This window comes from Paenibacillus senegalensis JC66, from assembly GCF_000285515.1.
In the GTDB taxonomy this organism is placed as follows: Bacteria; Bacillota; Bacilli; order Paenibacillales; family NBRC-103111; genus Paenibacillus_L; species Paenibacillus_L senegalensis.
Genome location: NZ_HE610962.1, coordinates 232,050 through 244,671, shown reverse-complemented (window position 1 = coordinate 244,671; position 12,622 = coordinate 232,050). Strand labels below are relative to the sequence as shown.

Sequence of the window (12,622 nt, the reverse complement as noted above, 5' to 3'; positions counted from 1 at the left end):
TCGTCCGCTTGGCCGGTTGATCTTTTACGATACATTCCGCTTTCATTACTAGATGGGAGGTTTACTTATGAACAAGCCACGTCATGCCGCTCTGCTTGCTTCTCTGCTGCTTGCAGCGGGAGCACTCGCAGGATGCGCCCAAAATCAGGGTGCGCAGCGGGGAACACAGGGATCGTCCGATTCCGCGCCGCTTGAAGTCACGATCGCTACGCCACAGGTAGGAGAAGCTCCCAAAAGAGGCAGTGAAATCGAGCAGGCGATCGAAAGATACACCAATACGAAGCTTAGTATCCAATGGATCCCATCCGCCGCTTTTGAAGACAAGAAGAATATTATGATCGCATCCGGCGAGATGCCTAAAGCGTTTAAATTAACCTACAATGCGACTACATTGAACGCTATTCAATCCGGGCTATTTTGGGAAATTGGCCCGCTGCTCGCTGACTACCCCAATCTGTCTGAGGTCAATCCGATGTTCTATGACAATATCAAGGTGGATGGCAAGATATACGGACTTCCGCTATACCGGGATATCGGCAGAGCGGGGCTCGTGTACCGTGAAGATTGGTTCAATGAACTGGGACTGGATATCCCGGTAACGCTGGATGACTGGTATGAGCTGATGAAGAAGGTGGCAGAAAGCGATCCTGACAAGAACGGGCAGAGGGACACTTACGGGTTTTATCTGGATAAATCGTACAACGATACGGCATCAAGCCGCTCCTTCCTAACCCGCTTCGCGGTATCACAGGGAGCGCCTAACAAATGGGGCGTGGAAGATGGTCAGATTGTAGCGGAATTCATGACCAAGCCATATCTGGATTCGATGAAGCTGCTGAGAAGATTGTTTGCAGAAAATTTGATCAACCAGGATTTCGCTGTCGTGCAATCGGCTGATGCGGATAATAAGTGGAATTCCGGTAAAACCGCGATCCGTATCAATACGGTAGCCTCCGCCGCTGCTACTTCCTATGACAACTTGTCGAAGGCGGTGCCGGACGCTGTGGTCAATGTTACACCGTACAGAGGGCCCGAAGGGAATCGGCTCCCGGCTGAGCCGGGCAACAACGGATTCTTTGTTTTTCCCAAGTCAAGTGTCAAGACGGAGGAGGAGCTGAAGCAGCTGCTCACTTTCTTCGACAAGCTGCTGGATGCGGAAATGTCCACGCTGCTTACCCGGGGCATTGAAGGCAAGCACTTCAAGAAAACGGATGATGGCATGGCGGAGTTCATCGATTTAACCTTGTTTAATCTGGAAGTCAAGCCTTACCGCGACAGCCTGCCGTCGTTCGAAGTCACCGGGAAAGGTCTGCCGCTGAAATTAAATGAGCTTCAGGAAAAGGGATGGCAGGTCGCTGAGGAAAATCTTCCGAATGTAGTTCCGAATATTGCTCTGACGCTGAATTCCAAAACTTATTGGGAAAAGGGCGGGGAATTGGATACGTTAATCCGCGATGCGATAACGAAGTTTATCATGGGTAAAATCGACGAGGACGAATGGGAAGCGGAGATCGAAAATTGGAAGAAAGCCGGGGGCAACCAGGTGATCGCTGAGTTTACAGAGGAGTACGCCAAGCTGCAGCAGTAAGAAGCCGCAAACCTAGATAGGAGGGAGAAAAAAGTGACAGTGACAGGAATAATAGAAAGAACTTCATATATTGACGGCCATTGGATCGAGCCGGGGGAACGGAACATCAAAGAACATTACAGCCCTCTGGATACGGAGCGGCTGGTCGGCCGCAGCATTCAGCTGACCGCTTCCGATGTGGATGCCGCCGTGCAGGGAGCACGGCGGGAGCTCCCCCGCTGGTCGGGGCTGGCTGGAATGGAGAGGGCATCGTTTCTGTTCAAAGCTGCCCAGCTTCTGGAGGAGCGGAAGGAGGAGCTTGCGCAGCTGCTGACGCTCGAGATGGGCAAGCCGATCGGCGAAGCCCGCGGGGAGGTGCAGCGTGCGGTGCTGCTGTTCCGCTACTACGCCGGCGAAGGGATGAGGGGCATAGGGGAAGTGCTGCCTGCCTCGGACGGAGTTTCCCAGCTGTATACAACGAGAGTGCCGCTGGGCGTCGTCGGCTTAATTACCCCGTGGAATTTCCCCGCAGCGATTCCGGTTTGGAAGCTGGCTCCGGCCATCATCTTTGGCAACACGGTCGTTTGGAAGCCTGCGGAGCATGCTGTAATAACGGCCGCCCGGCTGATGCAGCTTCTGGAGGAAAGCGGGCTTCCGCCCGGCGTCGTGCAGTTGGTCAGCGGCTCCGGCTCCGTGGTGGGGCAGCGCCTTTTGGAGCATCCGCAGGTGACGGGCATCTCGTTTACCGGCTCCGATATGGTAGGCAGGGAAGTTGCCCGCCAGGCTTCCGCCCGCCACGCCAAATACCAGCTGGAGATGGGAGGCAAGAACTCAACCATAGTGCTGGCCGATGCCGATCTGGAGCGGGCCGCCGATACGATTATAAGCGCTGCGATGCGTTCCGCCGGCCAGAAATGCACGGCAACCAGCAGGGTGATCGTTGAGAAGCCGGTCAGGGAGCGTCTGACCTCACTGCTGGTGGAAAAGGCGGACAGCATCAAGCTGTCAAATCCGCAGGAGGAGGACTGCTATCTCGGTCCGGTCGTCTCCAAGGGACAGTATGAGTCCATTCTGGAGAGCATAGAGAGAGGACTGCAGGAAGGAGCAAGGGTGCTTGCCGGGGGCCGGGCCCGGACTGAGGGGGATTTTGCCCGCGGCTATTACATAGAGCCGACTGTTTTTGACCGGGTAGAGCCGCAGTCTTATCTGGCACAGGAGGAGGTGTTTGGACCCGTTCTCGCTATCATGGAAGCGGGCGATCTGGATCATGCTCTTGAGCTTGCCAACGGAGTGCGGTACGGGCTGGCCGCTTCCGTATTTACGAATAGCCAGAAGCAGGCCCAGCGCTTCATTAACGGCATCGAAGCGGGTCTGGTTAAGGTGAACGGGGAAACCGCCGGAGTAGAGCTGCAGGCTCCGTTTGGCGGCATGAAGCTGTCGAGCTCCTATTCCCGTGAGCAGGGCAGGGCGGCCATTGAATTTTTCACCCAGGTGAAAACAGTGCTGGTCACTCCATAAGTAGTGGGCATGTGATGATCGTTGGGCTGGTCTTGCGGCCGCAGTCCGATTTACCATGACCCAGGCGGCAGAGACGAAGAGTCGGGAGAGAAACCATATAGGGGAGGAGTTAGCATGGATTACAAGGCTTTCGGCAAAAGACTGGAGACCCTGTGCGCGATATCGATAACGCCGTTTGACGAGGATACCGGGGCGATCGATTGGGCCGGACTGGAATCCAACATTGAGTTTCTTATAACTAGCGGAGCGGAGGTTATTGTCCCTTGCGGCAATACCGGGGAATTCTATTCTCTTACTCTGGAGGAAGCAAAGGAAGTAACCCGGAAAGTGGTGAAACTGGTTAATGGAAGGGCTCTTGTTATAGCCGGGATCGGTTACTCAGCTGAGACCGCTATTGAACTGGGACAGTATGCGGCGCGCGCCGGAGCGGACGGCGTCATGATTCATCAGCCTGTCCATCCTTATATCACGACGCCGGGAGCCGCTGCTTATTACCGCAAAATCATTGAGCATGTGGAGCTGCCGTCGGTATTGTATTTAAGAGATGCCGCTGTGTCGGACGATATTCTGCTGGAGCTGGCTCCCTTGGACAGGTGTGTAGGAGTCAAGTACGCCATCAACGACCTGCCGCGGTTTGCGGCGACGGTCCGTGCCCTTCCGGCTGAATACGGGATTGCCTGGATTTGCGGAACTGCTGAGAAGTGGGCGCCGTTCTTCTATCATGCGGGAGCGAGAGGCTTTACTTCCGGCCTGGTCAATGTAAATCCCGCTTTATCGATGGCTATGCTTCAAGCCCTTCGCGGGGAAGAGTGGTCGAAGGTGTGGCATCTATGGGATGAGGCGCTGCCTTTTGAAGAGCTGCGTGCGAAATACAATGCAGGAAACAATGTCATTGTCGTGAAGGAAGCGATGGAGCAGCTGGGACTAAGGGCCGGCACTACCCGGGAGCCCGTCAAGCCGCTCAATGAGGAGGATAAGCGGGAATTGTCGCGAATTATACAGAAATGGGGGATGACCGCCCGATGAAAATATCGGATGTCAGGCTGACGGTCATCGGCATGCCGAGGCATACCGGGTTCGTCTGTAAACATGTTATTGTGGAAATAGAATCGGACGATGGCTGGACAGGGATCGGGGAAATGTCCGATTTCTCCCATCTGCCGCATTATTCACTAGATATCCGGGATATGGAGGCGATCCTCAAATCGATTCTGCTCGGCCGGAATCCGTTCGATCTGTCCCTGATCAATCAACAATTGCTTAGCAATTATCCGGAAACGCTGTTCTATTATGAAAAGGGCAATTTTATCCGCAACGGAATCGATGCGGCCCTCCATGACTTATGCGCCAAAGCGCTCGGCGTTTCTGTCTCCGAGCTGCTGGGAGGAAGGATACGTGAGAAGATCAAGGTGTGCTACCCTATATTTAGGCACCGTTTCATGGAAGAGGTAGAGCAGAATCTGGCAGTGGTCCGCAAGCGATATGGGCAGGGCTTTGATGTTTTCAGGCTGTATGTCGGCAAAAATCTGGATGCGGACGAGGCCTTCCTGAGCAAGGTCAAGCAGGAATTCGGGTCCAAGGTAACGATCAAATCTCTCGATTTTAGCCACTTGCTAGATTGGCGGTTGGCTCTGCAAGCTGTCAAACGGTTTGCAGCGTATGATTTTCAGTTGATCGAAAGCCCGGCGGCCCAGAATGATTACGAAGGCCTGCACCACTTCCGGATGAAGGTGGACCATCCGGTCAGCGAGCACGTATGGAGCTTCCGCCAGCAGCACGAGATGATCCGGCATGATTCTGTCGATGTTTTCAATATTTCCCCAATTTTTATCGGCGGGCTGACCTGTGCGAGAAAAGCAGCTGCGGCAGCTGAAATTGCCGGCAAAGGCTGTCTGATCGGAACGACACAGGAGCTGTCCGTAGGTACGGCGGCAATGGCTCATCTGGGTGGCTCTCTTGCCAACTTGACCTATATCTCGGACCCTACCGGCCCTGCGCTCTACGTAGGGGATATCGTTAAAAAACCTGTGGAGTACAAGGACGGCTACTTGATCCTGCCCGGACGCGACCAGCCGGGTCTCGGCATGGAGCTGGACTGGCAGCAGGTCGAAAATTACAGAGCGGATGATCTGAGCTGGGGGAAGGTTTCGGTCCACCAGCTTCAGGACCGCACATCGCAAGCTTTGCAATAACGGCACAGCAGCTTTCCCGGCGTAAGATGTAAGATTTTTGCCGGGAGGCTGCTTGCTTGGTGCGAAAGAGAGGTTGTCTGATGCCCAAATATTTTTACCGTTTGCTCCTGTTCACGTTATTATTGGCTGCCGTACCGGTCATCTCTATCGGCACGATTTCTTTTTATATCGCTTCCCGGGACATTGAGAAGAAGGTTAACGAGGGTAATGTACAAATCCTGCTGCAGAACCAGATGAGAATGGAGCAGTTATTAAGGAACGTAGAGATGGGGGCTGTACAGTATATCAACTCTCCCTTGGCATCAGACTCTGTTTACGATGAATTGACCTTTGACGATTTCAAGACGATATCCAATCTGTCCAAGGGGCTGTACAATCTGCATTCCTTTCCGGGCGTGTCCGAAACGCGTCTAATCAATCTGGAGCACGATTGGATAATCAGCAACCTGGGCTTTAAACGCAACCAGCAGCAGCCGGATCCTGAGTGGCTGGGGGATTACGCGGAGCATCCCCAAAATTTCTATTGGCTCGTTTCGGATGGCGGAACGGAAGAGTCTTCCGCTGCCGGTATGAACAAGCCGGGGAAGAAGATGCAGCTAGTCATCAAGCTGCCGATGATTGCCTCCTCTACCGAACCTAAAGCGCTGCTGATTGTTGATATGTCACTTAGCGTATTGGAGAACGATCTGGCCCAGTATACGCAATGGGGAAGCATTCATATACTTAACCGCGAGCGGAAGCCTGTGTTGGCCAATCCGGGTTCGGCGCCGATCCCGGAGTCTGTACTGACGAGGCTGCAAACGGCCGAAGAAGACGAGGGGTACTTCGAGGATGCAGCGATGGCCGTAAATTATACCGTATCCCCTCATAATTTTTTGACGTATGTATCGGTTGTCTCCATTGATGACATGACAAGGGAATCGCGAAAGATAGCCGTGATTACAGCGAACGCATGTCTTATTATCTTCATTCTGATCGCGGCGTTGGCATTCTATGGCTCACGCCGGATGTATTCGCCGATCCGCCGCTTGTTCGACACGCTGGAACGTTTCGGGGAGGCCGGAGAAAGCCGTAAACGGAAAGATGAATTCGCTTTCATTGAAGAGCGGTTCAATGCCTTGTTCAGTACGCGCAAACAGCTGCAGAATCAGCTGCATGGCCAGCGTGGCCAGATGAAGGAATTTTTTCTGCTCAAGCTGTTTAAGGGGCAGATTACCGAAAGCGAATTTTTACATAAATCAGAGGCATACGGCTTCGCCGGCAAAGGAAAGGCGATGGGGGTCATCGCTTTGCAGATCGACAGCCTCCACCATTCCAAATATTTGGAAAGCGACAGGGAGCTGCTGTTATTTGCCATTAACAATATAGTAGGGGAGCTTGTTCCGCCAAGCTGTATGGTCGGGTCTCTGCTTCTGGAACAATCCCAGGTATCCCTGCTCAGAAGCAATACAGATAACCCGGAAGAGCTGAGAGCCTATTTCCATGAAACGGCGGAAAAGATTAAGACGAAGGTCGAAGAGCTGCTGCAGATTAAAGTCAGTATCGGCATCAGCCGTGCATTTGACCGATATAAGGATGCGATGGGTGCTTATTCGCAAGCCTTGGAGGCGCTTAAGCGCAGAATCAGCCTCGGCAACGAAATTATTATCAGCTACGATGATATTGAGGAAGCTGCCAGTAACGGGGTGCATCCTTCCGCTTCATGGAAACAGGCCGAGGATGATTTGATCAATGCGCTCAAAACAGGGGATTCGGGCGCGGCATTCGGGCAGTACAGCGACTATGTTGCTTTAATCATGGATAGAGACATCCGCTTTAACGATTTTCAAATGATCATGATTCAATTGATCAGCCGAATCTACCGGATCGTTCAGCAGCAGGGCGGTTCATTGGACGGATTGCTGGGCTCCACATCGGTAATGGAACGATTTATGAAGCTGCATACGGTAGAGGAAATTACGGAATGGTTCAGGACGAAGCTGCTGCCTCCGGTTATTGCCTTTTTGAAGGGACGGATCGATACCCAATATATTAATATAGCTCATCAGATGATTCGCATTATAGAGGAGGAGTACGATCAGGACATCACGCTTGAATCCTGTGCCAAACAGCTCAAATTTCATCCGGTCTATCTCAGCCGCGTATTCAAGAAAGAGGTGGGGGTTACGTTCATCGAATATTTGACTGAATACCGGATGAATGTGGCCAAAACCTGGCTGAAAGAAAGTGATCTGAAAATTACGGAAATCGCGGAACGTCTTAATTATACGAACTCCACCGGATTTATCCGCACCTTCCGCAAAATAACCGGGATGACGCCAGGCCAATACCGCAGCCAATTTTAGAATCGGCGGCCTGGGCGAAAGGAAAAGATAAAAAGTGAAAGGGGCCAGTTCACTTATTCCAAGTCTTGGATATTCATTTTCTCAAGAGCTTTGTTTTGTCTTATCTTCTCCCGGCAGCCCCAATAGACAGCCAGCAAAATGATGGTTGGAATATTCGCTATAAAAAAGGTGGACGCAATTAATCCGAAAACCTCCCACGCCGACATTTTGTCATCAACTGCAATTAACAATACCGTAAGTAATGAATAGATAAAAGAAATGGATGGTAAAACGAGACCGGGCCACTTGCTTTCTTTTTTGGAGAGAAAGATTTGCAGCCATGTTACAGCGGCTATGATGATCAAGGTAATCAATAAGTTAGCTCCTATCGCCATTATTCGCTCTCCTTCGTGCTTTTTCTGTATTCGGATATTAAAATCTTTGCCGTGTCAAAATCGATTTTTTCATTGACCGCCAACCTTTTGATCAAACCAATATACGGCTCGTTGTTAGTGTCCTCACTAATTTGAATTTTTTGAATTAGCCGATCCAAACGGAGCCTGACCGTTGGATAGGTAACTCCATACTGCTTGGCAACCTCCTTCAATGAACCGGAAGCCAGTAAAAATTTTTTGATGAACACAATATCTTCATCTTCGAGGTTGACCATCCATTCCGGAACAACTTCAATAGCCATAGCTCCGCCTCCTTTTTAACAATATCAATTTTACACTTCAACTCATTTTTAATAATATTAATTGTACACTTGAATATAATTAAAGTAAATATAAATTTTTGATTTTATTTTTCTTTTCATTGCCTAGCGTTAACTGCATGTTTCATTATTTTAATCTTCGACATTTTAATCTTCGACTATTGCCCTATATCGCTGCTCCAAACGGCGGCATCCGCTTCGATTTTACGCTGCTCCAATCGGTAGCATCCGCTTCAATTTTTACTTCCGCCTCTAATCCTACTATAATAAGGATATAACTAGGGGTATTCCCATATAGCCAAAGGAGATTTCAACTGATGACTAACACAAACCGATTTGCCAGACCTGACTTGGCTGACTGTATTCCTGATTTGGTGGCAACCGCCCGGGGTGATAAAAAGGCAACCCTGGTCATTACCAATGCCAAGCTTGTTAACGTATGTTCCGGCGAAATCCTGGACAACCGTTCCATCGGTGTTCAAGGCTCGAGAATCGCTTATGTCGGGATGGATGCCAGCCATCTTATCGGGGAGGAGACCCAAGTAATCGATGCACGCGGCCGTTATGTGTCGCCTGGATTCCTGGATGGCCACTGCCATATCGAAAGCAGCCAGATCACTGCAACGCAGTTTGCCAGAGCGGTCCTGGTTAAAGGGACAACCGGAGGTTTTTTTGACGCGCATGAAATTGCCAACGTGCTGGGTCTTCCTGGGCTAAAGCTGATGCTGGAGGAAGCGCGGGCTACCCCGCTGGCTGCCTATATGCAGGTGGCTTCGTGCGTCCCATCGACCGGTCCGGAACTCGAAACGAGCGGAGTCAATATCGGACCGGCGGAAGTGGCTGAAGCTTTCACCTGGGGGCCGGACATGATCGCTCTTGGCGAGGTGATGAACTTCCCGGGCGTTGTCTTCAGCGATCCTAAAATGATCGGAGAAATTCAAGCGGCGCTAAGAGCCGGCCGTGTTGTTGACGGTCATTTCACTTGGCCTGTCGATGATTGGCGGCTGTCGGCTTACGCTGCAGCAGGGGTGAGCGGAGATCATGAGCCGGTAACGGCTGAAGATGTTATCGAGCGCGTGCGGCTTGGCATGTATGCCAAGATGCGCAGAGGATCGGCCTGGCATGATGTGGCTGCCACGATTAAAGCCCATACCGAGCGGGGCCTGGACAGCCGCCGGATGATTCTTGTTACGGACGACCGCAGCCCGGAATCACTGGTGGATGAAGGCCATATTGATTTTGTCGTCCGGCACGCCATCCAGCAAGGGGTCAAGCCGGTCACAGCTATTCAAATGGCAACGATTAATACGGCTGAAAGGTTCGGAGTAGCCCGTGACGTTGGTTCCATCAGTCCTGGTAATTTCGCCGATATCATTATGCTTGACGGCAATCTGGCCGACATTAATGTGGTCATGACAATATGTGCGGGCCAGGTTGTGGCTGAGAACGGGAGCATGACCGTTGAGCTGGACGAGTTCGTTTATCCGGAGGAGGCGGTTACGTCAGTTCGCCTGAAGCGGAGCCTGAAGGCCGAAGACTTCATTATTGCCGCCCCGATCGAATCCGGTGAAGTGAAGGCGAGAACGATCGGAGTCCGGGAAAACCATGTGGACACGCAGGAAATCATTGTGGACGTTCCGGTCCGGGATGGACGCGTACAGATCGGCCCGGATCGCGATCTGTGCAAAATCTCGGTAATTGAACGCTATGGCATCAATGGCAATCAGGCACACGGTTTGGTAAGCAACGTCGGCTTCCATGAACCCGCTGCAATCGCCACAACTGTAGCCCACGACTGCCACAATCTGATGGTGATCGGTAATGATGATGAGCTGATGGCGCAAGCGGCCAATGCCGTTGCCTCCGCCCAAGGGGGAATAAGTGTCGTTACCAGGAATGGGGTAACGACTCTGCCGCTGCCGGTGGCCGGGCTGATGTCGAACGCCCCCTTCGAAGAGGTCGCTGAGAAGTCGCGGGCAGTTAGCGAAGCTCTTAAACAGGCCGGATGCACGATGAACTATGCATTTATGACCTTGTCTCTGCTCGCTTTGGTTGTCGTTCCCGAGCTTCGCCTGTCCGATATCGGATTGATCAAAACGACAGCAGAAGGGTTTAAAATCGTGCCGCTGTTCTTAGAAGGGGAATAAGAAGAAAAGCATCTTCGAACCGACTAATGTTCGCTGGCTTGCTTGCGGAGGATAGCAGCACCTGGGGGAGAATGAGGCCATGCTGAACCACCCATTACGTCCCCCCTTAATCAATTCACGCGTAATCGCAGCGGTAATTCATATGGGGCTGTCCAGAAATTTATTGGACAGCCCCTCTATATCATTATTCCTTAATCCACAACCTTTGCAAAATTACCCCTTCATTCGTCTCTACATTCGCCGTTTATTACGGGCTTTCCGTGAGGATACATGCTAAGGCGAAGTTCAAAGAATGCGCAACATTTCGTCATAAGTTTGCAACCATTCCCTGCTACTATAAGGTGGAGATAAAGCCGTTCCTGTAGGATCGGGCTTTATGATCACAGTCCGAAATAGAAAGGGAATGGTACAAATGACGAATCACCATGGTAAGGGGATCCGATTTTCAAAAACGTTTTTAGTTCTGGCTTCGCTATTTGCGGTTTGTATAGCCATCCAGATTTTTTTGGCCGGACTGGCTCTTTTTACAGATGCAGCATATTGGAGCCATCATAACCTATTCATCAAAATGTTTACTTATTTGCCTATTTTGATGCTCGTCTTCGCTTTTGCAGGCAAATTGCCCAAGGCATGGCTCTGGCAAAGCCTGGCGCTGTTTCTTCTGATCTTTGCCCAATACTTCACGGCCAATGTGAGTGCAGCAGGGGCGCTCCATCCGGTCATCGCTATGGCAATGTTCTCCATTTCGTTCCATGTAGCTGTTCAAGCCATGAAGCGGCAATTTAAAAAAGTATAAAAGTATAGGTGCAGTTCCATTGTCTTGCCCCCAACACTATCATCCTTCACCAACCGATTGTATAATGAAGAATGAAATGCTTAAACAATCGATGACCCAGCCTGAGAGAAACCACGATCAAGGGCTGGTTGTTTTGCTATAAATTGTGCGAATCTTCCAGCTTCAAAGAGAGGTTACTTACTAGCCACAAAAAGGTAACTAGCCACAAAAAGGTAACTAGCCACAAAGAGGATAACTAGCTTCAAAAAAATTAACTAATAGACCAATCCTTTTTGTTATGTGCATGGGGTGGGGGAATCTGAATGAAGTATGATTTATATCATTTTTATGAATACGAGCATGGCCCTTTCCGACGGAACAGGCGGGCCGGAACGATACATCGAAGTACAGGTTTGGGATGAGGAAGTAATAAGAAGATTTGTTAAAACGTGAGGCGTTTGCATGTATGGGGCTCTTACCGAAATCATAGGGCAGAATGGAAATGGGGGAGGAGCCGGCAGTTAATCACAGCAACCGCCAGATAATGACTTAATGAGCATGGGCAGGTGGGAAAGTGGGACAGGATTCATTTTTAAGATGGATAGAACTTAGAAAAGAGCAGTTTCCAACGACGGGCGAGTATCCGTTCAATATAGAAGCCATCAAGCAGCTGGACAAGCTAATGTTTCATCCTCAAGTCACCTATATCGTCGGAGAAAACGGAGTAGGTAAATCGACGTTAATGGAAGCTATAGCTGTAGCCTTGGGATTCAACCCGGAAGGGGGGACACGCAATTTTACCTTTTCCACGCGTTCCACTCATTCTGTATTACATGATTACATTCGATTGGCGAAAGGATTCAAGAAACCGAGGGACGGATTCTTCTTTAGGGCTGAATCCTATTATAACTTGGCGTCAAATATCGATGATTTGGACAGAGAAGATTCTTTCGGTCCTCCGCTGATTCTATCTTACGGCGGGAAGTCTTTGCATGAGCAATCCCATGGGGAGTCCTTTTTTTCAACCTTTTTACATCGGTTTGGCGGCAATGGCCTGTATATCCTGGATGAGCCGGAGGCCGCGTTATCACCAGTCAGACAGATGGCTGTGCTAGCGAGAATCCATCAATTGGTACAAGAGAATTCACAATTTATTATCTCGACCCATTCTCCTATTCTAATGGCCTACCCGAACTCGATTCTCTATTATTTAACCCCGGAAGGAATCACCGTTAGGACACTTGAGGAGACGGACCATTTCGCCATTTACAGGGAATTTCTCAATAATAAAGAGAAGATGATCAACGAGCTGTTTAAGAGCTGATTGCTGTTCGGCTCCGCCAGGTCCAGCAAGTTGGAAGCATTCGAGCCGGATGAATCCAGC

Annotated in this window: 10 protein-coding genes; 8 read left to right on the top strand and 2 right to left on the bottom strand. The window is 50.6% G+C overall.

Annotated features, from left to right (window positions below):
* Positions 1 to 67 precede the first annotated feature (67 nt).
* The 5 genes from PSHG_RS22035 (at position 68) to PSHG_RS22015 (ending at position 7,622) form a co-directional block, all read left to right on the top strand.
* Complete coding sequence (locus PSHG_RS22035; protein WP_010277867.1) at positions 68 to 1,588, top strand: extracellular solute-binding protein; 1,521 nt, start codon at positions 68 to 70, stop codon at positions 1,586 to 1,588.
* 39 nt (positions 1,589 to 1,627) lie between these two features.
* Positions 1,628 to 3,085, top strand: a complete 1,458-nt coding sequence (locus PSHG_RS22030) for an aldehyde dehydrogenase family protein (protein ID WP_026021547.1) — start codon at positions 1,628 to 1,630, stop codon at positions 3,083 to 3,085.
* Positions 3,086 to 3,199: 114 nt separating this feature from the next.
* Entirely contained in the window at positions 3,200 to 4,111 is a 912-nt protein-coding gene (locus PSHG_RS22025; RefSeq protein ID WP_010277861.1) for a dihydrodipicolinate synthase family protein, read from the top strand.
* Complete coding sequence (locus tag PSHG_RS22020; RefSeq protein ID WP_010277858.1) at positions 4,108 to 5,277, top strand: mandelate racemase/muconate lactonizing enzyme family protein; 1,170 nt, start codon at positions 4,108 to 4,110, stop codon at positions 5,275 to 5,277. The genes PSHG_RS22025 and PSHG_RS22020 overlap by 4 nt, the downstream gene beginning before the upstream one ends.
* A gap of 80 nt (positions 5,278 to 5,357) precedes the next feature.
* Complete coding sequence (locus PSHG_RS22015) at positions 5,358 to 7,622, top strand: helix-turn-helix domain-containing protein (protein WP_010277855.1); 2,265 nt, start codon at positions 5,358 to 5,360, stop codon at positions 7,620 to 7,622.
* A gap of 53 nt (positions 7,623 to 7,675) precedes the next feature.
* Here PSHG_RS22015 and PSHG_RS22010 read toward each other — a convergent pair whose 3' ends face one another.
* A complete protein-coding gene (locus tag PSHG_RS22010; protein WP_010277852.1) occupies positions 7,676 to 7,996 on the bottom strand; it encodes a hypothetical protein in 321 nt (106 codons plus the stop codon).
* The gene (locus PSHG_RS22005) at positions 7,996 to 8,298 is read right to left on the bottom strand and encodes a DUF2089 family protein (RefSeq protein WP_010277849.1); all 303 of its coding nucleotides are present in this window, start codon (positions 8,296 to 8,298) and stop codon (positions 7,996 to 7,998) included. The genes PSHG_RS22010 and PSHG_RS22005 overlap by 1 nt, the downstream gene beginning before the upstream one ends.
* Positions 8,299 to 8,633: 335 nt before the next feature.
* Here PSHG_RS22005 and ade point away from each other — a divergent pair, with 335 nt between their 5' ends.
* The 3 genes from ade to PSHG_RS21985 all read left to right on the top strand — a co-directional run bounded on the left by ade (position 8,634) and on the right by PSHG_RS21985 (position 12,562).
* A complete protein-coding gene (ade, locus tag PSHG_RS22000; protein ID WP_010277847.1) occupies positions 8,634 to 10,463 on the top strand; it encodes an adenine deaminase in 1,830 nt (609 codons plus the stop codon).
* Positions 10,464 to 10,839: 376 nt separating this feature from the next.
* Positions 10,840 to 11,259, top strand: coding sequence for a DUF6220 domain-containing protein (locus PSHG_RS21995; protein ID WP_235782102.1), 420 nt, complete (start codon positions 10,840 to 10,842; stop codon positions 11,257 to 11,259).
* Positions 11,260 to 11,812: 553 nt separating this feature from the next.
* Entirely contained in the window at positions 11,813 to 12,562 is a 750-nt protein-coding gene (locus PSHG_RS21985; protein WP_010277842.1) for an AAA family ATPase, read from the top strand.
* The last annotated feature ends 60 nt before the right edge of the window (positions 12,563 to 12,622 follow it).